We start from the raw sequence: 24,644 nt of genomic DNA on the forward strand, positions 1-24,644 counted from the left end.
GTATGGACACTAGCCACAAACTAGATGCCAGCCGCCTTGCGGTGGTATTGTCGTTTTTTTATGCATATATTTTGGCGTTTGTACTGCCAATCGCTGCCTTCAAAGACCGAGAAAATTATCTGGTTTATGCCGCCGACGCCGGTTCAGCGATGGCTCGCTATTTTGATGCAGGGATTTTGGCATTTCTTGTTAATGAACCCGTATTCCTTCTTGCCAACTATGTGCTATCTCTGTTTATGGGGCCTGAGTCAGTTCTTTCCCTTCTGATATTCAGTTTTGCTTTTCTGTTTGCTTATTCGATGCTGGGTTTCAATCGTAAGCTTATTTTCTTGTTATTGATTGCACTTCTCTTGCCTCAGATTCTGAAAAACCATGTTGTCCAGCTGAGACAGGGATACGCCGTCGCCATATTCACCTACGCCTGGCTCTATCTGGGTAGGTCGAAAAAGTGGTTCATGATTGGTTTGACTCCTTTTATTCATGCCTCCTTTTTCATCGTCGGGTGCTTTCTGGTGGTTTTCTGGTTCTCGTCATGGGCAAGAATGAAGTTTGATCTGAAAGCAACAGTATTTTTTGCAATATCCGTTTTCTCTGTATTTCTGATTTTCTTTGTTGCAGACCTGTTTGGCTCACGGCATGCATTACGATACTCCGGTTTCGATTTGAACGTCTCCGGCAGTGCATTTTTATTTTGGAGTCTGGTGTTCGCAATTTTTTGTTTTCAGTCACGTGAGTGGTATGCCAAGCACTCTTTCGCTGCGCTGTTCGTGCTCGTTTATCTTGGGATGTATTTTACTTTCCCATTGTCCGGCCGTGTTTTTGAAAGTGTTTTGCCAATAGTGCTGATCGCCGGTTTCTCAACTCGAGGGTATTATCGGTACGCCTTTATTGGCTTGTTTCTTATGTATTCTCTGATTCAAATATACATTGGGCTTGGCCAGCCATTGCTTGGTTTTGCGAGTCAGTCCTGGGAAGGTGCTTTACTATGATTTTGCATGTAATAACCACGCCATCAGGCGGTGGAGCGGAGGTTCTTGTACGTGAGCTCAACCAACGCAATCAAACTCGGGGAGTAGAGTCGGCAATTGTTTTTTTCAATGACAATGGGGGCAGTCTCAAGGCAAACGAAGTCTCCCTAGATTCTGGAGTTCGATCTGTTTCCAATATCTTCAAGCTGAGGTCAGCAATCTCTCGGCTACGAAAGCAGCATCCGGACCTCATTGTGCATGCCCACCTGACGTGGCCCTTCATATACGTCGTTCTGGCGACGCTCTTTATTCGGGTCAGACTATTTTACACTGAGCACAACACTTATAACCGACGTCGAGAAATTCCAGGCTTTAGGCTGATCGACCGTTTCCTATATTCCAGATACGAGAGAGTAATCTGCATTAGTGATGGTGTACATAAATCACTGTCGAGTTGGATTGGTCAGGGTTTGTCCGGTGGGCAGCTAATTACCGTTCCTAATGGTGCTCAACTCAATGAGATCAATGTGCGGACTCCAATAAATGGCAGAAAAATCTCTGTGGTTTCCGTTGGTTCTCTAACAGAAAAGAAAAATTTTACTGTGGCTATTGAGGCAGTGTCGCAATTACGTGATCGGATTGAAGAGTATGTGATTGCGGGAGAGGGGCCCGCGCGCACCAAACTCGAGAATTTGATCAACAGCCGTGGGCTTTCTGATAGTGTGTTGCTGCCGGGGTGGTCGGATGATGTGGAGGGTTACCTCTGCCGTGCGGATCTGCAGCTGATCCCTTCTCAGTGGGAGGGGTTTGGTTTGGTTGCTGCAGAGGGAATGTCGACGGGCCTTCCGGTTGTTGTTTCTGATGTTGACGGTTTAAGAGAAGTCGTAGGGCCAGAAAGCGAAGCTGTGACGCTTGTTCCTGAGTATCGATCTGTCTCTGCCTGGGTAAATGCCATTAACGATGCAATCACTAAGTGTGAAAAGTCGGGCCCGCCTGAGATATCGATGGCAGCAAGTAGTCAGGCAGGAAAGTTTTCATTAGATAAAATGGTATCTGGCTATCTGGACGTCTATGGAACTAGTAACCCCCAAAAATCGATACTCTTGTTCGTAGTGAACTGTCCCGCGTTTTTTATATCCCACCGTCTAGCGATTGCTCTCGCGGCGAGGGAGCAGGGGTACGATGTTCATATTGCAACGGGGCCGGGGCAGCAGGTGAATGCCATAGTCGACCATGGTTTTTATCATCATTTATTGCCGCTCAATAGAGGTGGTCAGCAATTGTGGGCAGAGATGAAAACCTTTCTGGAAATCAAACGGCTCTTTAAGAGTTTGAAGCCGGACATTGTCCACTTGGTAACGATCAAGCCTGTGATTTATGGCTCCATAGCCGGGAGGCTGGAAAAGGTTCCCTCTGTGGTAGCGGCCGTTTCCGGGTTGGGGACAGTCTTTCTTGCAGACTCGATGCTTGGGAGTATTCGTCGAAAGGTTGTGCTTACTATGTATCAGCTTGGCTTTCGGCACCCAAACCTTCGAGTCATTTTCCAGAACAATGATGACCGCAGGGTTTTGGAGTCGACCAGAGCTATGAAGAACAACCAGGCGCGACTAATTCGCGGTGCGGGTGTGGACCTTGATAAATGCGAGTTTAAGGTAGAGCCGAGGGGACGCCGATCGTTGTGATGGCTGCAAGATTGTTAAAAGATAAGGGGATATATGAGTTTGTGGAGGCTTCAAAGGTTCTTGCCCGACGGGGTGTCGCAGTAACCTTTCGTGTATTGGGTGATGTGGATCCACATAATAGCTCTTCCGTAACCGCAGCCGACCTTGAGCACTGGAAAAAGACAACTGGCGTTGAGTTTCTGGGATACAGGGAAGAAATTTCGGAGCAGTATGCTCAGGCTCACATCGTGTGTCTGCCCTCGTATCGGGAAGGCTTGTCGAAATCGCTTCTTGAGGGGGCTGCCTGCGGCCGGGCGCTTGTTACTACGGACGTTCCTGGCTGCCGAGATGCGTTAGAACCTGGGAAGACGGGTATCCTTGTTCCTGTGAAGGACTCAGTTGCTCTGGCTGATGCTATTCAGGAATTGGCAGAGAACCCCACGCTGCGTAGGAGTATGGGTGAGTCGGGAAGAGCCCTTGCGGAGAAAGAATTTTCAACCGAGAAAATCGTTGGGCAGCATTTGGCAATATACCGGGAGTTGTGTAAGTGATTAAAAAAACAACTGTGCTGGTGACAGGGGCTAATGGATTTGTTGGTTCAGCAGTTATGAACCAACTGCAGGGGCTCCCAGGGAAGAAATGTATCGGGGCCATACGAGATGCTTCGTCAGTTGGAAGTGTTAAAGATAATATTTTCGGGGTCGGACATATCGATGCGCACACGGATTGGCGTGCTGCGCTGGGAAGTGCCGGTACCGTTGTCCATACAGCTGCCGTTACCTATGGAGGGGGGCAGCTAGGAGATGAACAGAAATCTCTTCTGACTAAAGTCAATGTTGATGGGACCCTGGCCCTTGCGCGACAAGCTGCTTCTAATGGTGTTCATCGGTTTATATTTTTAAGTTCCGTGAAAATCCATGGAGAGGAGTCTTTGCCTGGCAGGCCCTTTTCGGCTTCTACGCCAGCGAACCCCAGAGATGATTACGCGGTTTCTAAGTGGCAGGCCGAGCAGGGGTTGCGAGAGATCGGCAGGGAAACTGGGATGGACATCGTTGTGGTCCGGCCCCCCTTAATCTATGGTCCGGGGGTAAAAGGTAATTTTGCGAGCTTGATTAATATCTTAGCAAAGGGAATTCCGCTGCCGTTCGGAGCCATTGAGAACAGTCGATCACTGGTAAGCCTCCCGAATCTCGTGGGCTTGATTGTTCGTTGCATTGATCATCCGGGGGAAGTGAATCAGGCTTTTCTTGTTTCGGACAACGAGGATGTTTCTACGCCTGAACTGTTGAGAAAGTTGGCATACGCGATGGAAGTCAGACCGCGGCTTTTGGCTGTTCCGCCAAAGTTGTTGTTATGGGGGGTGACTCTGCTTGGTAAAAAAGATCATGGTCTCCGCCTTTTGGGTAACTTGCAGTTGGATATTACCGACACGGTAAACGTTTTGGACTGGGAACCGCCAGTCTCGTTGCAACAGGGATTGGAGGAATGTGTCGGGAATGGGGGGTACGAGTGATTCGTTTTTGTGATGTTCTTTTTGCTATTCTTGGCCTGACTCTGGGATTCCCGGTTTTGTTGTTAATTTTACTCATTGGCGTTTTTGACACGGGTGCCCCCCTATTCCGACAGAAACGAGTAGGCCGCAATCGAAAACCCTTCACGTTGTTGAAATTCCGTACTATGAAACCAGATACTGCATCCGTCGCTAGTCATCTGGCAGATGCCTCAGCCATTACTCCTCTGGGCCGCTTTTTACGTCGAACCAAGCTGGACGAGCTTCCCCAGCTCTGGAACGTTCTTAAAGGTGAGATGAGTTTGGTCGGCCCTCGCCCTTGCTTGTTCAGTCAGACAGAACTCATAGAGGAGCGTTACCGTCGCGGCGTTCTGGCGGCAAGACCCGGAATAACTGGATTGGCACAAATTAAAGATATCGATATGTCTACACCACGACTGTTAGCAGAAACAGATGCTAAGATGCTTGCCGGAATGTCCCTGAGACACTATTTCTATTGCATCTTCATGACGGTTTGTGGGAAGGGCGCTGGTGATCGGGTGAATAACTAATATGATCAAGAAGTTTCTCGGCTTGCCTAGGTATATAAGCGCATAATCTCTGTCATTTCTGACGTGTTTTTCCTGTCTTTTGCATTTTGGGGTGCCTTTGCTCTTCGGTTAGAGCAGCAAGCCTGGTTGCCGACGTTTGATCAATTGCTGGTTTGTGTTGTCACTGTAGTTTTGACTATTTGTGTTTTCATCAAGTTGGGGTTGTATCGGGCTGTAATCCGCTATCTTAGTGACAAAGCCTTTCTGACAGTTGTGTACGGGGTAATAGCATCGGCGCTTTGCATGATTGTGCTGGGCTACCTTATGCAAGTGTTTATTCCGCGATCTGTCCCAATCATATACGGTGCGCTGGCTTTTGTTTTTGTTAGTGGTACTCGCCTCGGCGTTCGTATGATGGTTAACCACCCCAAGCAACGAGCGAAAGAGGCGGTTGCTATTGTAGGTGCGGGTGAAACGGGTATGGCCCTGGCGTCAGCTTACGCCAGGGTACCGAGTACCGCCCTGTAGTGTTTGTCACGTTTAACCGCGCTAACCACAAATCGATGGTGGATGGCCTGCCGGTAGTCAGTATCGAGCTGATCGCCAAAAATATGAGCAAGTACGGTGTGCGCCGAATTCTGCTGGCACTCGATTCCAATTCACAGGTTGATCGCAAGAAGCTTCTAAAGCAATTGGAGCCACTGTCTATCCCGGTCCAGACCGTTCCTTCTGTATCTGAGCTTGTTGCCGGCCAGGCTCGCATCAATGATATTCGCGATCTGGAGTTGGAGGATCTTCTGGGTCGCGACCCAGTTCAGCCCGACAACGCCGTAGTAGCGGAAAGTCTGTATCAGAAAACGGTAATGGTAACGGGTGCCGGCGGCTCTATTGGCTCGGAATTATGCCGGCAGATTATCCGGCACCGGCCTAAGGTGTTGGTGTTGTTCGAGCAATCCGAGTATTCCCTGTACGCCATTGAGCGGGAATTGCAGGCGATCAATCGCGTTGCGGATCTGAGTGTGGAGCTCCATCCGCTGCTGGGGAGTGTAGTGCACCGTAGGCGTTGCGAGGTGGTTATGAGAGCTTTTGGCGTTGAGACCGTATACCACGCTGCCGCCTACAAACATGTGCCACTGGTTGAACATAATGTGATTGAAGGCGTTCAGAACAATGTCTTTGGCACTTTCCACGTGGCCGAGGCGGCCATTTCGGCAGGTGTCCAGAGGTTCGTGCTGATATCCACCGATAAGGCGGTTCGCCCCACCAATGTGATGGGTGCCAGTAAGCGCCTGGCTGAGCTTGTACTGCAGGGACTGGCCCAGCGGCAGTCAGATACCATCTTTTCCATGGTGCGCTTTGGTAATGTGCTTGGCTCTTCCGGCTCTGTTGTTCCGTTGTTCCGGGATCAGATCCGCGACGGCGGGCCGGTTACGGTCACTCATCCGGATATTATCCGGTACTTCATGACCATCCCTGAGGCCAGTCAGTTGGTTCTTCAGGCTGGCAGTATGGGGCAGGGCGGTGAAGTGTTTGTTCTGAATATGGGCGAGCCCGTAAAAATTGCTGACTTGGCCCGCAAGATGATTCACTTGATGGGGTTGATGGAGAAAACAGACGATCGACCGGATGGGGATATCGAAATTATTTTCTCCGGGCTGCGTCCGGGTGAAAAGCTGTATGAGGAGTTGTTAATTGGTAATAACCCGCAGGGTACTGCTCATCCACGGATCATGATGGCCAGAGAAGTATCAATGGCGTGGGATGAGGTGGAGCAAACACTGAACCGGTTGATGCGGGCAAGCCATGAATTTGACTGCGAGGATGTCATCCTAATTCTGAAAACGGCGCCCACAGGATTTGCTCATAATGGGGGTGTGGCGGATCTGGTTTGGTGCAACGGCAATCAGGAGCTGGTTGGCGAGGCAAGGGATGCGGATAAGGTCTGTCGGTTGCCCTTGGCCTAGGATATAACCTGGTCACGTGATTTAGTGACAGGGCTTGATTGCCTCCGTTTTCGTTATTCAACAGGGATGTTGGTGATGACTGATCTTTTGCACCACAGCGGCCATTACAGGAGAGGCGGGCTCCTGCAATGAGCTAACTCTCGTTCCGAGTATGAAAAGGGGACTGCCCTTAACTTCACGACATCAAACTCCGCAGGCACTCTGATTGACTGCCGCCTGTTCCCGAGCCAAGACGAAGGCCGCGGGTTTTGAGAGGCCGATTACCTGTTCCTAGCCTTTCGCTATGATGCTGCCGGAAATTCTGGAGGGTGCCCTAGAGACTGGTTTTGCCCGGGACTGTTGGCTGATTGAGTGGGTGTTGGGGTCGATTCGTTCCCTTTTGGGGCCGGCATGTGCGCCGGTGGCAGGGTGGAACTGGATTGTGAACACTACGAAATACGGGCCCGGGTTAATCAGGTTGGGGGCTATTCAGCATGTGGGGAAGAGCGATTTAATTCGGTTTGTGTCGGGCATTTCTCTGCCTCTCGGAGAAATTCGCGTTGTCTATGGCGACGAGGACGCAAAGGAGGCATTGAAAGGTGTTTTCAATGCCGTTTCGACGGAGACATAATTATTCCATCTGGATAGAGTGGCTATGCTCGAATTTATGCCTGAAAAGGACGCTACATGAAGAAAATTGCAGTCATTGGTCTCGGTTACGTTGGTCTGCCACTGGCCGCGGCTTTTGGGGAAAAGCGCGAAATTGTTGGGTTCGATATTAATACCAAGCGGATTGCGGAGCTCAAAGTGGGTGTGGATTATACCCGCGAAGTCTCCCGGGAAGAGCTGGCTGCCGCATCGGGTTTATCATTTACCGATAATCTTGAAGGTATTCGAGATTGCCAAATTTATATTGTCACGGTGCCAACGCCCATTGATGAATTCAAGACACCGGATTTAGCGCCGCTGGTAAAGGCCAGTGAAACCGTTGGGCAGGTTCTCAAACAGGGCGATATCGTGATTTACGAATCCACGGTATACCCCGGCGCAACGGAAGAAGTGTGCGTGCCGGTATTGGAAAAAATCTCCGCTCTTGCGTTTAACAAGGATTTCTTTGCAGGCTATAGCCCAGAGCGAATCAATCCTGGTGATAAGGAGCACCGAGTCACCACCATCAAGAAAGTAACCTCAGGCTCAACCTATGAGATTGCTGAAGAGATTGATCAGTTGTATGCCGATATCATTAAGGCCGGTACTCATAAAGCCAGCTCAATAAAAGTGGCTGAGGCTGCAAAAGTTATCGAAAACACGCAGCGAGACCTGAACATAGCCCTTATTAATGAATTATCGATGATTTTCTCCAGACTAAAAATCGATACACACGAAGTCTTGGCGGCCGCTGGAACCAAATGGAATTTTCTTCCGTTCAAGCCTGGGCTCGTCGGTGGCCATTGTATTGGCGTTGATCCCTATTATTTGACTCATAAGGCGCAGTCGATTGGCTATCACCCAGAGATTATTCTCGCGGGCCGTCGTGTCAACGATAGTATGGGGCCATACGCTGCATCTGAGTTAGTAAAGGCAATGATCAAAGCTGGTCATACAGTGTTCAATTCACGTGTATTAATCATGGGCTTTGCCTTCAAAGAAAATTGCCCCGATCTACGCAATACCCGAGTTATCGACGTGGTAAGAGAGCTGCAAGAGTTCGGGTGCATTGTCGACATCACAGATTGCTGGGCTGAATCTGCTGAAGCAGAGCACGAGTATGGTGTGACGCTTCTTGAATCACCGAAAAATGGTGATTATGACGCATTGTTATTGGCGGTCCCACATCGCGAATACGCTCTGAAGTCCTCGAAGGAGTTGCGCTCTTATTTAAAAGAAGATGGAGTGTTGTTTGATTTGAAGGGTGTATTACCGCTCGGCGAGGCTGATTTGCGATTGTAGATTCAGCGCGTTGGTTCGAATATTCGATAAAAAGCCGATCAATAAGATCGGCTTTTTAATTAAGATATGACAATAAACTTTGCCAAATTGCGTTAAATTACTTATTATATTTTACGACTTATAGTCAACTCCGAAGTATTTTAAAACCATTTTTTGATTAAGGTTTTATTTCCATGGCAAAGATCAACGATTACTACCAGAAAAAGCAGCTTATGGAAAAGCTTGCCGCAGAGCTGGAAAAGCTTGAAGAAGACCAGGCTCTGAAAGGTGAACTGGAGTTCGAAAACAAGGTTCGTGACTTGATGAAGGAATATGACAAATCACCGAAAGATGTCCTGCAGATCTTGTCTGCCATTGATCCGTCTGTTGGCGGTGCAAAGGGTGAGGCGGCTGCTGGTGGTCGCGCCAAGCGGCCCATGAAGACTTATAAGAACCCGCATACCGGTGAAGTGGTTAAAACCCGTGGTGGCAACCACAAAACGCTTAATGAGTGGCGTAAAAAGTACGGTAAAGAAGCGGTTCAGGGCTGGCAGGAAAACTAAGTTTAGTTTGTCAGTTTGTTAAAAAGCCCGGCTAATGCCGGGCTTTTTAATGTCTCTTCACTTTCTATGTCCCTTCAATTGCCGGATATCATCACCTGATTTCTCCCACCTTCTTTGGCCGCATACAACGCTTCATCGGCTAATTGCATCCATTGCATATAATTCTCGGGCGCTTTGGTTAATTGGGCAATGCCCATGCTGATGGTGTATTGAATCGGCGCTACGCTGGTTTCAACCACGCTCTGTGCGATGTTTTCACGAATTCTCTCACAAATAATGCGAGCGCCTTCGGCGTCGGTCTCGGGTAGGATAATCCCGAATTCTTCACCGCCGTAGCGGCCTGACGTATCCGATTGCCGCAAATTACCTTTAGTGATCGCCGCCGTGTGTTTGATGACCTCATCGCCCGCCAGGTGGCCATAGCTGTCGTTCACCTTTTTGAAGTGATCAATGTCGAACATCACCAGGGAGGTGGCCTGGCCATAGCGTCGGAAACGTTCGTACTCCGCATCCACCAGGTTTTCCCAGGTGCCCCGATTGAGCAGCCCGGTGAGGCGGTCGGTCATGCTGAGTTTGGCCAGCTGTTCGTTTGCGCGCTCTAGAGCTCGCTTGCTGCTGGCGATGTCGGTGACGTCGTACACCATCAGGCATACCTTCTCAACCTTGCCTGTTGTCCCGGATAGCGGCTGATGGTGAGATTCTGGAACATGAACTCTTCGGTGCCAGTAATCGGGCGGGTATTTCGGAACTTGAACAGGTAAGGGCGCTGTTCCCAGGAGGTAAATGCCTTGGTGTTCAGTAGCGCAACGGCATCGACTTTCCGAGCCAGCCAAGCCTGAGGAATGTCCGGGAAGACATCGAAGATGACCTTGTCGCGGATTTTGCTGGCGGTGATGCCGCTGTGATTTTCCATGAACCCGTTCCAGGCCTGCACCCGGAAATCGAGGTCCAGCACCACAAGCCCGACTTCAACGGACTCGAGCATATCTGCCAGCCAGTGAAACGAGTTGGCTTCTGTTTCATTAAAGGCCATTGATCAGTCCACCAGGTATTCGAGGCGTTGTTCGAGGAAGGGTACGGAATCTTCGGTAAGCAATATAAGCACATCGCATTGGATATCCTGATCCTCCAGGGCATAGCTGATTTCGATGCACAGTAGGCGTTCATCCCGGGTGCTGTGATGTTCAAGGAGTTCGGAGATCTGTCGATGCTGGCCCAGAACCGTTGGGTGGCCGAGTCCTAGTCTCAGGTCCAGTTGATCTCCAATGCCTTTGAGGAAGGCGCCGAAAAGGATGCTGGACATGTCCATCAATACTTCGACATTCACCGCTTCGCCGTCGAGCTCTTCGTAATGAAGCATCTCGGCCATTTCCTTGAAACTGGCATCGGCAAACAACAGCAGCGCTTCGCCCGCGATGCCGGCACCGGTGAAGCCCTGGCAAACGGCCGAATAGGTATCGCTGTGTTGGGCCGCCGATATCGCCATGTGCAGTTCAGAGTTGGCGATAAAGGCCACTTTGGGGATGGGTTGCTTGACGAACACTTTGAGCAGGCGCGCCAGCAGGTCCGATGAGCGGCCCATGGCAACGTTGGAAATTTCCTGCAGGTAATCGTTCAGGGACACCGAGATGTCGCTGACTCTAGTACTGGATGACTCGGATTTCAGTGCACTGTCGTTGAGAGCCGTGTCTTCCAGCTCACTCGGGCTGTAGAAACCGTAGTCTTTGAGCAAGCTCAGAATCAGGCTGGATTCCGTCGGTTTTTTGATGAAATCAATGGCGCCCAGCTTGCGCACTCGCTCGCGGGCTTCCGGCTGAATGTCACCGGAGACCACAATGGTCAGTACCGGGAGGTCTTCCTTGCGGACATGCTCCAACACCTCATAGCCGTCCATTTCAGGCATGTTGAGGTCGAGGAACATCAGATCCGCCTGATGATTACGCAAAAGCTCGAGGGCTTCTTTCCCGTTGCTGGCGAATACGATGTCGGCACCGAAGCCTTCAGGGAGCGCGCGGGCCATTTGTTTTCTGGCGAGCGCGGAATCGTCGCAGACGAGGATGCGGGTGGTCATGGAGGTTGTCATAGCGCCAGTGAAAATTTGAACGAGTATATCAGGCCGTTACGTTGTGTACACATTTGCTACAGCTGCGTAATGTTTTGTGAAGCCGGTCATACTTGATTCTTGCCATGCCGGTCAGTACCCGGTGATTGTGATGAAGCTCACTCTATTGGCGAACTCGCCTCAGCTATAGTGCATTCGCGGCCTACAAGAAAGCAATCAGCAAAACCAGCCGCCGGTTGAGCCTCGCTACTAATGAACAAAGGCGCAACCGCAGAGTGAGCGTCGAAACTGACTCTTGAATATTAATCAGAGGCACACGTTATGAAGCATCATGCCTATGGATGCGCTGGTTTGGTCATGCTTTGCCTGGGGGTTGTGCCGGTTACCCAGGCTGAGCTGAAACCTATTTCTGACCAAACCATGGGCGAGGTTACCGGGCAGGCATTTATGCAGGTCGAGAATCTTGCCGATGGCGCTCATGACTTCACCCGTATGACGCTGGGCGTAGACGTGGAAACCCGGGTAAACATTGACGATGTCAAAGTGGGTGAAATAGATGGCGGCTCCGACTTTGCCGCCACCCACCTGGCGTTGGGCCATATTGCTCGTCAGGACGGTGTGCAGTACAACGGTCAGAACTACACCCAAGGCGAGACTGTGCCGTTTGAAGCCACGCAACCGTTTATTGAGCTGGCGGAGGACGCCAGTGGCTTGGCGGGCTTCCGGATGGGTTTCGGTCAGGCTCGTGGGTCTGTGTCCTCATTGACCACCAGTCTGAGCGGGAATATCGGCCTTAAATTGCGTGACTCGGCGGGCGTTGTTCACGATGCGGCCCTGTTCGACGCCAGTAATCAGGCGACCAATTATCGTGGGACACAGATTGGCATTGCCGATAGCGCAAACCCGGCAACCTGCAGTGAGTGTGCGTCCCTGAGCAAAGTGCAGTCGTTGTTTGTGGGCACGGCGCAAGATGACGGGGCCGGTGGCACAGTCACGGGTTTTACCGATGATTTCTTTATCGGTTTTCAGCGGGACGACGCGGGGGTTAAATGGCAGAGCCCGGACGGCGCCAATGTCATCAATGCCGGAAAAGGCGTCTTCATCAATCTACCCACCAGTATGACAGTCGACATGAGCCAACTGACCGGCTTCGGGCTTGTCCAGACTGCAGACTCACCAGACCGATATGGGGACTCAGCTGTTTTAAATGCTAAACTCCTGCCCAATTGACCCATCACCGGCAGGAGTTTTCCCTTGATTCGCTCGTTCTACTGGCACGACTACGAAACCTTTGGCGTAGACCCGGTCCATGACCGTCCCTCGCAGTTTGCCGGAGTCAGAACGGATGAAAATCTCAACATCATTGAGGATCCGCTGGTCATCTACTGCAAGCCAGCGGACGACTACCTGCCATCCCCGGAAGCCTGCCTGATTACCGGCATCACGCCGCAGAAAGCCTTGCAGGATGGCTACCCCGAGGCTGAGTTCATCGCTCAGATCAATGAAGCTTTCAGCCAGCCCGGCACCTGCGTGGTGGGGTACAACAGCCTGCGCTTTGATGATGAAGTCACCCGCCATACCCTGTACCGAAACCTCCGGGACCCTTACGCCCGCGAATGGCAGAACGGCAATTCCCGGTGGGACATCATCGACATGGTTCGGCTGACCTACGCCCTGCGCCCCGAGGGCATCAACTGGCCGAAAAAGGAAGATGGCAGCCCGAGCTTTCGCCTGGAAGAACTAACCGCTGCCAATGGCATTGCCCATGAAAGTGCGCACGATGCCATGTCGGATGTTGAGGCAACCATCGCCGTCGCCAAGCTGATCAAAGAGAAACAGCCCAAACTGTTCGATTTTGTGCTGAACAACAAGGACAAGCATTCGGCGCGGGCGATGCTGGATACTGGCACTATGAAACCGGTGTTTCACATCTCCGCCAAGTACCCAGCCTCTCGTGGTTGTTGTGCGATGGTGGCGCCGGTGGCGGAGCACCCGACCAATAAAAATCTGGTCATTGTTTATGATCTTCGTGAGGATCCCTCGGAGCTGATCAACGCCACGCCTGAGCAGATTCGTGAGCGGGTATTTACTTCCCGGGCGGATTTGGGCGAGGGCGTTAGCCGGTTTCCGCTCAAGGGCGTGCAGCTGAACAAGTGCCCGGTACTGGCACCCGGCACCATGCTGAAGAGCCTAACTAAGGAACGCTTGGGCGAGCTAGAACTCGACGGCGATACTCTGCGGGCCAACCTTGCATTGCTTAAGCAGGCATCCGATTTGCCGGCGCGAATTGCGCAGGCCTTCGACCAGGCCCACGAAAGCGATCTGACCGACCCGGATGAACAACTCTACGCCGGTGGCTTTATCGGCAAGGCCGATCGGGAGAAGCTGAACTGGGTGCTGGAGCAGCCGGTGGAAACCCTGGGCGAGCAGGACGTGCAGTTTGCCGATGAGCGGCTGACGGAATTGCTGTTTCGCTATCGAGCCCGGAATTACCCGGGTTCATTACTGGGGGAGGAAATGGAGCGTTGGGAAGAGTTCCGTTCCCAACGGCTGATGCATCCGAAGAAGGGCTGGCGGTCTCTTGAGGCTTTTGCGCATGAGCTTCAACGGCTGGCCGCCGATCCGGATCTTACCCCGGAACGACGGCACGTGCTTGAGGACCTGCACTTGTACGGCGAATCGTTGATGCCGTACGTGTGAGCGTCTAGTTAAGGGAGCCTTACCGGCGTTTGCTGAAGTAAACGCTCAGCCCCTGGCCGACCAGGCTCTGGACTTCGCTACCCAAAGCCTCGGCTTGAATCTGCCGCTGCACCGGTTGGGTTGCCAGGCTGTGGCCATCGGCATCCCGCGCTTTTACCAGTTTCCAGTCCACTTCATTGCTGACCATCGCCATCAGTTGCTTCAGCTGGGTGCCATCCTGCGGCCGGAACCATCGATCGCGACAGCCGCCCAGGCTGAAGAAATCATCCTCCTGGGTCAGTTCCTTCCAGTTAGCGTCCAAAGGGTTGGCGAGCACCATGCGGCGTAACTGACGTAGCACCGTACGGCTTTCCGGCAGCTTGTGCTCGGCAATCAGGTTGCGAATGTGCCGGTCGCCGGCAGTCTGCTCACCAATGGCAGTGTGCATATGCACCACCGCACCGGCTGAGCTGGCGTCGTTCACCAGTGAGGCCAGAGACACTTCAGTCATGGCCGGTGAGGGCAGGCGCCCAACCTCAATCCAATGCACCTGATGACCATCGGCAACAAAGCGCTGGGCAATGGACCATGGCCAGAACACAATATTCTCGATGCCCATGTCACTGGCCATCCGAGTGCCTTTGGCGACATTTGCCAGGGATTCGTCCACCGCAATCACCTCGACATCACTGAGGTAACGTGCCAGTTCCATGGCGCGCTGGCCGGACTGGGCGCCACACACCAGAATGCGAAGGGTGTCGGGCAGGTTGTCAGTAGCAATGCCCAGCTCCGACGCCATGACATTCTTCAGGCTGCTCTCGGCCCGGAAGGCAAGTTGAGACCAGGCCGGCCAGGCTTGAGGAACATCCACCTTATCCATGCAGAGTTCGGCGGACTTTTCATCGAAGTTTTGTTTGATTGCCTCTTCATTGGCACGGTCGTAATAGCTGGCGCCCATGACCGGCTGCAGCGCCAGCGGCCAATCGGTCAGGCTCCACTGCCCGAGCTGAACAGCAAAACGCTGGTGAAACAGCGCACCGTACATGGCGCTGATGATCAGGGAACCGACCATTCCGTCTTGCGGCTCGCCCATCGTAAGCTGGGCCTGGATACTCTCGTTGATGGTGGCAATCAGGCGTTCTTCGTCATCGTCGGCGGCCAGGGCGTAACCGGTGCGGTCGGCATACTGGCCAATGGCTAAGGCCAGCTGCTGCAATTCATCACGCAGCTCCACCGTTTGTGCCACTTCCGCAATAATGGCGCGACGCAGCATGACCACCAGATTCTCAACTGCCGGGTTCGGCATCAGTGTCTTTTGCAGGCCAAGAATCAACAGTTCGTCTTCGCTGGCGGCATCCAGGAAGATCTCGGCATTGGGGTTATCCAGATCGTATTGCTGATGCACGATGGCAGCAACGAATCGGCCCAATTCCTGATGGGGCAGTCCATCGCGGCTTAGCAAGGCAATGGCGTCCCGCGCCAGCTCGCCGTCAGCGCGGTCCACCTGAAGATGCTGCGCACAGCTCAACATGCCGCTGTAGACCGAATCCCAATCCTTGCCCATTTCCAGCAGCTTGCGATAGTGCAGGTAAGCCACATCGAACTGGCCCTGCAAGCGCTTGGCATGCGCCACTCCGCAGAAAGCGGCGGCGGATTGCCGGTCGCAATCCAGAGCTTCCAGGAAGTGCTGCTTGGCCAGAGCCGGGCGTTCAGATTTCAGAGCCCAGTAACCCAGGTTGGCGTGCTGCTGGGCTTGGCCGGGTTGGGCAATCAGGCTGGCATTGAACAAGTCCTGAGCCTTCTGAAGCTCACCATCGTCCATCTCCACCCGTCCAAGCAGGCCGAGGGCGCCCGGGTTCGCTGGCTCCAGTTGCAATGCCCCTGCCAGGTAATCACGGCATTCCTGTCTGGCCCGGAGGCGCTGAATGAGGCTCAGCTCACTGTTGTTGGATTCGCCATAGGCCAGGTTTGCCTGCAACAGGAGGCGGGCCGCCTGCGCCTGATCGGAGCCAGGGTTCTGAACGTGATGCTGTGATTGCATGGGACACCTCGTGATAATAGCCGCATTCTGGGGCGGCAAAGGTCTGCAGTTTTTGACGGTTTGCCGTGCTTTGAGAGGGGTGTTGCGAAAGGTGTGCCAGATTTACAGAATTTTGGGCTTGGAGGCTCAGCGAGGCGGTTCACCTTGGGGGTGCGCAGCTTGTCAATGGTGAGGGTTGGCGTCGGTTTGGTGTAGGTCTCAAAGTAAAACGGCCGGGTTGTATGCCCGGCCGTTTTTGGTTCTGCTGGTGCTTTTAGCCCTGCAGTAGCTGCAACACTTGCTGCGGTCGGGCATTGGCCTGGGCCAGAACTGACAAGCCGGCCTGCTGGAGAACCTGAGTACGGGCTAAGTTAGCAGATTCTGCCGCAAAGTCGGCATCCTGAATGCGAGATCTTGCTGCTGTTAGATTTTCTGAGGTGGTGCTCAAGTTTGCAATGGTTGATTCAAGGCGATTCTGTACCGCGCCCAAATCTGCTCGGATGCTGTTAATAGTCGCGATCGCAGAGTCGAGGACTCTAATTGCACTGCTGGCATTTTCAAAGGTCGTGATATCGACATCTGCTAGTTTTTCGGGAGAAGAGCCAAAGGTGTCGGTGGTCGCAAATATGCCCCCAGCAGAGCCCGCAACTGTGGAAGAAGCGGCGAAACTCGAGGCTGAGTCAAAGTTGATTTCTCCGGCTATGCGAGCGCTGTCAGTGCCATCGGTAGTCAGTGTTTCTGTGTCCTGCGATGAGCCTGCGAGATCTATCGTGGGGGTGCCGGTGCCGTTGCTTGTGAAGCCTTCGACAACTATATCTTTCCCGCTCTCCTGGATAAGTGTGAGGGTGCCACCATCAACCTCCGCTGTGATACCGGTTCTACCGCTACTGGCGTTTATTTCTCTTGCCAGTGGTTCAAGGTCGCTCGTATCTGACACTTGGGCGGAAATGGTCGCTTCGTTGCCATCCCCAGTTGAGAGGGTCATAGTGACCGTGCCGCTGGCAGTGAGGTTAGAAAGCTCAACCGAGGTGCGGGCACTTGCAGTGACCCCCGTTGTTTCTGCAGCCTTGTTAATCTCAGCGGCGATAGATTCTGCTGTTGCGCCCGACGCCGTAATATTCACGGTTTGTTCATCCAGTGAACTGGAAATAGTAATGTCTTGCGGCTGAATACCGTTCAGTGCTGGAGCAGCACCACCGGAAGCGACTGCTATCGACCCCGTCGCGCTGCCGCTTGCGACGGTCTCAATAGTATTGTTAGCGAGCGAATCAATCCGTGTGCCAGTAATTGAAACAGATATGGTCTGATTTTCGTTGGCGCCTGCTTGGAATTTCTGCGCCTGAAAGGTCCCATCCAATAATTTTAGGCCGTTGAATTCCGTTGTAGTGGCCACTCGTTCCAATTCCTGCTTGAGCTGGTTCACTTCTGCTTGCAGCGCCTTGCGGTCAGATGCAGAGTTAGTGGCATTTGCCGCTTGAACCGCCAGTTCTCGCATCCTTTGGACAATGTTGCCTGACTCACCTAGAGCCCCCTCGGCTACCTGAGCTAGAGACACACCATCGTTCGAGTTGCGAACAGCCTGATCAAGACCCTTTATCTGAGAGGTGAAGCGTTCGGCGATAGCGAGGCCTGCCGCGTCATCTTTTGCGGAATTGATCCGCAGGCCAGACGATAGGCGTTGAAGGGTTGTGTCGGCTTCACGCTGTGACGCATTCAGGTTGCGCTGGGCGTTCAGTGAAGCAATGTTCGTGTTGATGATCTGAGGCATTTCTCTTCTCCCTGCTCAAAGGTGCCGGAAACGTGAGCTTGAGCTCCCCAAAAGGAGCTGCCCTCGCCGGCGGAATACGTTGAATTGCCGTTTGACGAGCTATAAGCGAAACTCGTGCCAGTTTAATATTGTTCCTGTAAAATAATGTTTTAATTATATTTTTACTGTTTCTTTATTTGGGGGGAGACGAATAGAGGGGCTTTGACACTGCGGGGAGGAAAGCAATTGCCGGTTTTGAGTGTTGCTCATTGGTAGCGTCGCCTAGGCGAATGGTTCAGTTCCGAGCTTTCCTTCCTCCGCACGCTCGCCTTAGAATTCTGGTATCTTTGTGGCTGATTTTGTTGTCAGTGCTTTGCAATCAGGTGGCGCTAATCAGCGAAGCCTTCCGCGCGACTTTTTGTGCCGAATTTGAAAAGTTATGCAGAGCGGTAAAAGCCGCAAGTTCTACTCCTAAATTATTCATTGACGAGGGTCTGAGTTGTGACAGAGAGAGTCAAGCGTCGCGCGATTTACACGGCTTTAATCGGAAACTATGAGAGCTTTTCAGCTCCCGACTACAGCGTGGATGAGGATACCGATTTAATCTGTTTCACGGATTCGGATAATGTTGCTTGCTCTGGTTGGAGGGTTGTAAAGGTTGAGCCGAGATTCCCCAACGATGAGGTGCGAAGTGCTCGATATTTTAAAATAATGGGGCCGCTACTTTTAGAAGATTATGATGAGTCGCTATGGTTAGATAATACTGTATTTTTGAAAGTAGCGCCTGACGCATTCGTTGATGCATTGTTGATGGATGAAGATATTGCGTTGCCTATGCACAGTTTTCGAGAATCGGTGGCTGCCGAATTCGATGCAGTTAACGCGGCTGGCTATGACGATGTTTCGAGAGTCTATGAGCAGCTTTTCCACTACGCGCAGAGCCATCCTGATGTTTTGAGTGAGAGACCTTTTTGGACAGCGATTATTGCGCGCCGCCATACCAAGAGCGTCAAAGCCCTTATGGCTCATTGGTGGGACCATGTTCTAAGATATTCGAGGCGAGACCAGTTATCCTTCAATTGTGTACTTATGCAATCAGGGTTGAGTTTTACTGGTCTGGATATTGATAACCACGAGTCTGACTTCCATCGGTGGCCGGTTGAAACGAAAAGAAATTATAATAAAACCAAAAAGAATACTGCCCATGAGGCGATCTTTTCAGCACCTGTTAGTAAGCTTGCGAAACTAGAGAATGAGCTTGGTTATTTGAGGCAAGAGGTTGCTAGATTGAATAGCTTAAGTAATGGCAGTTCGTCGATTCCTCAAGACCTCTTTCGACAAGTTTTAAAGTCGCTTTTAAGCTCTAAAGAATTAAAGATTGTTCAAGTCGGTGTTTGTGATGGGGTGATAAACGATCCGCTGTACGATATCATTATGCAATTTAAAAATAATAGTAAAATTGTCTTGGTAGAGCCGCAAGAAAACTTGATCGACGTTATCAAAGAAAATTATCGTTTGCATCCTGATGCCTCTATATTTAATTGCGCCATTGGTGCGCCTGGAACGCTTTCTTTGTACAGTCTTGATGAAAAGTATTATGACGTTTTTGATAGAAAGTATCTCAAAGATGCGCCGTCGTATCGCGTGCCTTCAGGTTTCGTTTCTTCTGATATCGAACATGTTAGGAAGCATCTAAAGGGTAACCTTCCATCAGAAATAAATTTGGATGAGGCGATAAGAGAAATTAAGGTTCCTAGTAAGGATTTGGTGTCAGTGTTATCTGATTTATCTTGGCAGTCGTTTGATGTTTTACAGGTTGACGCTGAAGGTATGGATGACGATGTACTGGGTTGTTGCAATTTGGAAGTTTTTAAGCCTAGCGTCATAAACTTTGAGCACATGCATCTTCCTAGAGAGCGAAAAAAAATGTTGTACGATATGCTTGAGGGTCTTGGTTACAAAATATTTGAGTATTCTGAGAGTGATTCTCTTGCTACCACTTTGAATTTGAAATTTGATTAATTTGGTGATTGCGTGTCGATTATTTCAGAAAGCGAACTGTTAAAGAGAATTAATGCGAGATCTGAAAAAAGCGCTGGCTTGGAACAGTGGTATCGATCCAGAAGTTACTCGCGCACAGTCGAGAGGAAATTGGTTGACGTAACTAACGATAATTCTTTGTGCGTCATATTCATCGCTCCCAATCAAGGGGTGGATGAGTTAAACAGTTCGATGGAGTCTTTTGCGTCAATCAAAGGCCTGGAGTCATCGTTAACCTGCAAGTTAATCGTTCCAGAATCAGCTAAATACTCATTAGACCATTTGCAACATTTCAGTATATCGAGATGTTCTCAGAGCGATGTGCCCGCAACGTTAAATCATCTGATTTCTAACGAGATAGAGTCTGACTGGGTAGTGGTATTGAAAACGCCGGCGAAAATACTTGGTCTCGAAATTTTGACACTGCTGGCCGAGTTAGCTCATGCGCCGGATCAAATATCTGCGGTTTTTGGTGACGAATTAATTGAAAATAGAAACCAAATAAGTAGTGGTTTTTTTCGTCCCGCATTTAATTTGGATATGTTTTTGAGTTTTCCCTCAGAAATGTCGAGACATTGGATCTTTAGGCGAAAGCATCTAATCTCAGCCGGAGGCGTCGACGAAGGCGTGGGGGATGTTCTTGAGTTTGAATGGATACTAAAGATTGTGGAAGAGAATGGTATTGGCTCGATCGGTCGCGTCGACCAACCGTTTTTTTCGGTGCAATCTCATCGAGAGCGTGAATCTCTTGCCCCATACAGCGAAGCCGTAAAACGGCATTTGCAGAGAAGAGGATACGAGAACGCTCTGATCGCAGAGGCGCAAACCGCGGGTACTTTAAAAGTCCAGTACGGTCATACGACCTGCCCGTTGGTGTCAATTATCATCTCCACTAGAGATGAGCTCTCTTTATTGCGGACTTGCGTAGAGTCCATTCTCGAGAAAACGGCTTATCAGAATTACGAATTGTTGATTTTGGATTACTGTAGCGAAACGACTGAGACATTAACGTGGCTTAGAGGGCTTGAGGAGATGGCCGTGCCCAATATTCGGGTGCTGCGCTGTTCTCAGTCTGTAAATGTTTCGGCAAACAAAAACTACGGGATCCAAATGGCAAAGGGGGACTATGCCCTCTTGCTTGATAGTGGTCTCGGTATTATACGCCCAGAGTGGCTTGATGAGCTGATGAATCACGCGCAGCGGCCGGAGGTTGGCGTCGTGGGCGCAAAAGTTCTAACCGTTGATGGCAAGATTGAGCATTCCGGCATTGTTTTGGGCATGCGAGGTCCTGCAGAGGGTGTCTACTCAGGGGAAGCGCTAGATGACCTTGGTTATATGAACCGTCTGATCGTTGACCAGAATTGTTCGGCGGTGTCTGGCTCTTGCATGCTGATCCGAAAGTCCGTTTATGAACAGGTTGGTGGTCTGGATGAAGAAGTCTTTGCGGTTTCTTATAACCACGTCGACCTTTGCCTAAGAGTTGCTCAAGCTGGTTATTTAACTGTTTGGACACCCCGTTCTATTGTGATGCAGGTTGCTAAGGAAAATTCTGACCCATTCAACAATGCTGTTGATGATGAAAAAAGCGCTGACGGGAGAGCGGAGAAAGAGGCTATGTATGAACGTTGGTTGCCATCCATGGGGGATGATCCTGCCTTTAACCGTAACCTCTCGTTGCGTGCCCGTGGGTTTGAGGTGGAGCATCGAGTTGAGTTGAATTGGCAGCCGCAAAAATTGCTTAATTTACCCACGGTTCTCGTTCACCCCGCAGATCAGTGGGGTTGCGGGCACTATCGCATAATACAACCTCTTGAGAGTATGAAGGCGCAGGGCGTCTCGGGTGGGATGATTGCAGCGGAATTTCTAACGGTCCCTGAAATGGCTCGGTTAGATGCAGATTCTTTCGTATATCAACGCCAGCTTACTGATGGCGCTGTTGAAAATATGCAACACGCCCGTCGTTTTCTCAATAAGCCGGTGGTGTATGAGTTGGATGACTACTTGCCGAATCTGCCGTTGAAGAGCGCTTATCGTAAACATATGCCCAAAGATGTTCTCAAGTCATTGAGGCGGTCTCTGAAGCATGTCGACCGCTTTATAGTGTCTACCCATCCTCTGGCAGAAGCGTTCGAGGGATTACACCCAGATATCCGTGTAGTGGAGAACCGTCTTCCGGTGGACTGGTGGAAGGATTTGTCTGCGTCAAAGCGTGAATCTGTAAAGCCTAGAGTTGGGTGGGCTGGCGGTATGGGGCATACGGGTGATCTGGAACTAGTGGAAGCTGTCGTTAGTGATCTTGCCGATGAGGTTGACTGGGTGTTCTTTGGAATGTGCCCTGACAAGCTGCGGCCATATGTCAAAGAGGTACATGAGGGAGTCGATATCGCGCTGTACCCCCAAAAACTTGCTTCTCTGAATCTGGATCTCGCAATTGCGCCCCTTGAGGACAACTTTTTTAATCGCTGTAAAAGTAATCTCCGGCTGCTTGAGTACGGAGCCTGTGGTTTTCCTGTTGTCTGCAGCGATGTCGAGCCATACCGAGAGCATGACCTGCCGGTGACTCGGGTGAAAAATCGCTACAAGGATTGGTTGGATGCCATCCGCATGCATTTGAGTGACCTTGATGAAGCGGCGAGAGCAGGTGAAGAGCTTCGAAAAGTGGTGCGGCGGGACTGGATGCTCGAGGGTCAGAACCTTCAGAAATGGTTGGATGCTTGGACGAAATTCTGATCTCTTACATTTTGTTACGAAAGAGGCAAAAAAAAATCTAAAGAGAGCCGGTGGAGTGCCGTTAAGTGTGATAACAGGTTGGCGTTCCTTATTTGCACCGGGCGCCTGACCATATCAAGAGAAAACGACACCAGTCGAAGGGGAAGCACTATGGCTCTCGGTATTAACACGAACGTTGCATCACTGTCCGCTCAGAATCAGCTGAATCGCTCCCAAGAGCAGTCCAACCAGGCGCTGGAGCGTTTGTCCTCTGGCCTGCGCATCAATTCAGCCAAGGATGACGCCGCCGGTCTTGCAATCTCCAACCGTTTTGAAGCTCAAATCCGTGGCCTGAACCAGGCAACCCGAAACGCGAATGACGGCATTTCGCTTGCACAGACAGCTGAGGGTGCCCTTGGGGAAACTGGTAACATTCTGCAGCGTGTGCGGGAGCTTGCGGTTCAATCCGCAAACGCTTCAAACTCATCTTCAGATCGTCAAGCGCTTCAAGATGAAGTCAACCAGCTGGTATCTGAGCTTGATCGAATCGCGACGACCACTAACTTCAACGGCCAAAAGTTATTGGATGGTTCGTTTGGTTCGGCGACCTTCCAGGTCGGTGCGAATGCCAATGAGACGATTACAACCACTACATCCAATCTGCAAGCAGATAGCTATGGAAACAACCAGGTACTGGCTAATGGCGCTGCAGCGGGCGCGGCAGCATCGGGTGGGGCAGCTGTTAATGGTGTCAGCTCTGGTTCTGTGGCTATCAACGGATACCTTGGTTCAGAAACGGTCAGCATCGCGGGTAACGCTCAAGCGAATGATATTGCAAGCGATATCAATTCCAAGACTGACAGCACAGGCGTAACTGCCACGGCCCGAACAGAGGTCGACTTGGAGTTTGGCGCGGCGGGCAGCTACACGCTGAATGTCACTGGCGAAAATACCACTGCGCAGACTGTGTCGTTTACTCTTGATGCGAATACCGGACAAGACTCGTTGTCTGCCGCAGTCTCCGCAATCAATGATCAGTCCTCGAAAACAGGTATAACGGCGCAGGTTTCGGAAGATGGCTCTTCGGTTGTCCTGAGTAATACGACGGGTGCGGACATAACGGTTGGTGACACAGCTGTCGCAAATGCCGGCGCTGTGACCGTTGAGAAGCAGGCGCGAAATGCTGACGGTGAGCTAACTGCAGTAACCGGTCCTCAAGCACTGGCTGCAGATACGACTGCTGAAGACGTGGTTACAAGCGGTTATATTCAGCTCGATTCTGACCGTTCCTTTGCAACTGAGGTCACAAATTCCAACGCGTTTAGTAATACCGGTTCGACTTTGAACAAAGTTTCTGAGCTCGATATCACCTCTTTTGAGAGCGCTACCCAGGCACTCAAGACAGTCGATGCGGCATTGAATACTGTCAACTCGCAGCGTGCGAAGTTTGGTGCAGTGCAGAGCCGCTTCGAGAGCACCATCTCCAACCTGGAGTCCACCAGTACCAACCTGAGCGCCGCTCAGAGCCGGATTCTGGATGCTGACTTCGCGGCCGAGACAGCCAAGCTGTCCAAGGCTCAGGTGCTGCAGCAGGCCGGTATCTCCGTCCTTGCCCAGGCGAACGCCCGTCCTCAGCAGGTATTGTCTCTGCTGCAGTAAGGGCTTAACGGTAATAGCCGGGACCTTCGGGTTCCGGTTTCCCGCCGTTTTGGGATAGCGAGGTAAAGCTATGAATGACGTTAACCTGAATAACCCGGATCTCAAGCTAGTTCGCTCTGGCGCCCAGGCTCCGGCTAAGGCAATTTCGTCATCTCAGGCCGAGGGTAAAAAAGCCCCTGACTTTGCTGCTTCAAGTTCGAAGGGCTTAGCGGTTCAGAGCCCGCAGGCAACGACCGAGGCGTCCAAAGCTGAGAAGCTTCAGGCCAGGTCGGAAGAGCAGCGGGATGAGTTGAATGATGCCGTGAGCCAGCTGAATGATTTCGTGCAGAATGTGCAGCGTGATCTTCAGTTTGAGGTGGATAATGAGATGGGGCAGACCATTGTTAAGGTGGTTGATCAAAGTACCCAGGAGGTTATTCGCCAGATTCCGGACGAAGTGGCAATGAGGTTGGCAGAAAAATTGCAGCAAGATGAACCGCTGACGTTGTTTAACATCAAGGTGTAAAAGCTTGCCGCTTTAACGCGAATGCACGGCAACGGTATTTCAGCACCGCCGCTCCCGAGAGGGGCCGGCGGTGTTCTGCGTTTGAAGGAGGTGCGCAGAACGGATTTTGGTTACTTGTT

At 51.3% G+C, this 24,644-nt stretch carries 16 protein-coding genes and 2 pseudogenes; 14 read left to right on the plus strand and 4 right to left on the minus strand.

All coding sequences use genetic code 11. The annotated features are described in order from the left end of the window. Positions 1-2: 2 nt before the first annotated feature. The 8 genes and pseudogenes from AU14_RS12325 (at position 3) to AU14_RS12360 (ending at position 9,104) form a co-directional block, all read left to right on the plus strand. On the plus strand, positions 3-989 hold the full coding sequence (locus AU14_RS12325; RefSeq protein WP_041341199.1) for a hypothetical protein: 987 nt from the start codon (positions 3-5) through the stop codon (positions 987-989). Continuing rightward, positions 986-2,650 (plus strand): glycosyltransferase, encoded by a 1,665-nt coding sequence (locus tag AU14_RS21705; protein ID WP_236744043.1) that lies wholly within the window; start codon positions 986-988, stop codon positions 2,648-2,650. Before AU14_RS12325 ends, AU14_RS21705 begins: the two co-directional genes overlap by 4 nt. Further along, positions 2,650-3,180: a glycosyltransferase gene (locus tag AU14_RS21710; protein WP_236744044.1), complete on the plus strand. Its 531-nt coding sequence runs from the start codon at positions 2,650-2,652 to the stop codon at positions 3,178-3,180. Before AU14_RS21705 ends, AU14_RS21710 begins: the two co-directional genes overlap by 1 nt. Further along, positions 3,177-4,142, plus strand: a complete 966-nt coding sequence (locus AU14_RS12335) for an NAD-dependent epimerase/dehydratase family protein (RefSeq protein WP_052472040.1) — start codon at positions 3,177-3,179, stop codon at positions 4,140-4,142. Before AU14_RS21710 ends, AU14_RS12335 begins: the two co-directional genes overlap by 4 nt. Further along, positions 4,139-4,690, plus strand: coding sequence for a sugar transferase (locus AU14_RS12340; RefSeq protein ID WP_041341201.1), 552 nt, complete (start codon positions 4,139-4,141; stop codon positions 4,688-4,690). The genes AU14_RS12335 and AU14_RS12340 overlap by 4 nt, the downstream gene beginning before the upstream one ends. A gap of 1 nt (position 4,691) precedes the next feature. Then, positions 4,692-6,633, plus strand: a pseudogene (locus AU14_RS12345) (polysaccharide biosynthesis protein). 666 nt (positions 6,634-7,299) lie between these two features. Further along, on the plus strand, positions 7,300-8,562 hold the full coding sequence (gene tviB, locus AU14_RS12355) for a Vi polysaccharide biosynthesis UDP-N-acetylglucosamine C-6 dehydrogenase TviB (protein ID WP_041341209.1): 1,263 nt from the start codon (positions 7,300-7,302) through the stop codon (positions 8,560-8,562). 173 nt (positions 8,563-8,735) lie between these two features. Then, complete coding sequence (locus tag AU14_RS12360; protein WP_041341212.1) at positions 8,736-9,104, plus strand: histone-like nucleoid-structuring protein, MvaT/MvaU family; 369 nt, start codon at positions 8,736-8,738, stop codon at positions 9,102-9,104. Between the two features lie 74 nt (positions 9,105-9,178). Here AU14_RS12360 and AU14_RS12365 read toward each other — a convergent pair. Both AU14_RS12365 and AU14_RS12370 read right to left on the minus strand, forming a co-directional pair. Continuing rightward, positions 9,179-10,137: pseudogene (locus AU14_RS12365) on the minus strand (diguanylate cyclase). A gap of 3 nt (positions 10,138-10,140) precedes the next feature. Beyond that, entirely contained in the window at positions 10,141-11,175 is a 1,035-nt protein-coding gene (locus AU14_RS12370; RefSeq protein ID WP_041341214.1) for a response regulator, read from the minus strand. Positions 11,176-11,487: 312 nt separating this feature from the next. Between AU14_RS12370 and AU14_RS12375 the strand changes: the two genes are divergently transcribed. Beyond that, positions 11,488-12,396: a hypothetical protein gene (locus tag AU14_RS12375; protein ID WP_236744047.1), complete on the plus strand. Its 909-nt coding sequence runs from the start codon at positions 11,488-11,490 to the stop codon at positions 12,394-12,396. Positions 12,397-12,420: 24 nt separating this feature from the next. Beyond that, positions 12,421-13,866 (plus strand): exodeoxyribonuclease I, encoded by a 1,446-nt coding sequence (gene sbcB, locus AU14_RS12380; RefSeq protein ID WP_041341217.1) that lies wholly within the window; start codon positions 12,421-12,423, stop codon positions 13,864-13,866. A 19-nt stretch (positions 13,867-13,885) separates the two neighbouring features. On the opposite strand, the gene AU14_RS12385 is transcribed toward sbcB, so the two are convergent. Beyond that, positions 13,886-15,886 (minus strand): tetratricopeptide repeat protein, encoded by a 2,001-nt coding sequence (locus AU14_RS12385; RefSeq protein ID WP_041341220.1) that lies wholly within the window; start codon positions 15,884-15,886, stop codon positions 13,886-13,888. A gap of 253 nt (positions 15,887-16,139) precedes the next feature. Next, on the minus strand, positions 16,140-17,633 hold the full coding sequence (locus AU14_RS12390; protein ID WP_041341223.1) for a flagellin N-terminal helical domain-containing protein: 1,494 nt from the start codon (positions 17,631-17,633) through the stop codon (positions 16,140-16,142). A gap of 480 nt (positions 17,634-18,113) precedes the next feature. On the opposite strand from AU14_RS12390, the gene AU14_RS18685 reads away from it, so the two are divergent. From AU14_RS18685 to AU14_RS12410, 4 genes are all read left to right on the plus strand, one after another. Further along, positions 18,114-19,634 carry a glycosyltransferase domain-containing protein gene (locus AU14_RS18685; RefSeq protein ID WP_052472041.1) on the plus strand — a complete coding sequence of 507 codons (1,521 nt, stop codon included), beginning with the start codon at positions 18,114-18,116 and terminating at the stop codon, positions 19,632-19,634. 12 nt (positions 19,635-19,646) lie between these two features. After that, complete coding sequence (locus AU14_RS12400; RefSeq protein ID WP_236744048.1) at positions 19,647-22,382, plus strand: glycosyltransferase; 2,736 nt, start codon at positions 19,647-19,649, stop codon at positions 22,380-22,382. A gap of 150 nt (positions 22,383-22,532) precedes the next feature. Then, a complete protein-coding gene (locus AU14_RS23425) occupies positions 22,533-24,020 on the plus strand; it encodes a flagellin N-terminal helical domain-containing protein (protein ID WP_041341225.1) in 1,488 nt (495 codons plus the stop codon). 70 nt (positions 24,021-24,090) lie between these two features. Continuing rightward, positions 24,091-24,525, plus strand: coding sequence for a flagellar protein FlaG (locus AU14_RS12410; protein WP_041341227.1), 435 nt, complete (start codon positions 24,091-24,093; stop codon positions 24,523-24,525). Positions 24,526-24,644 lie beyond the last annotated feature (119 nt).

Source organism: Marinobacter similis, assembly GCF_000830985.1.
Taxonomy (GTDB): domain Bacteria; phylum Pseudomonadota; class Gammaproteobacteria; order Pseudomonadales; family Oleiphilaceae; genus Marinobacter; species Marinobacter similis.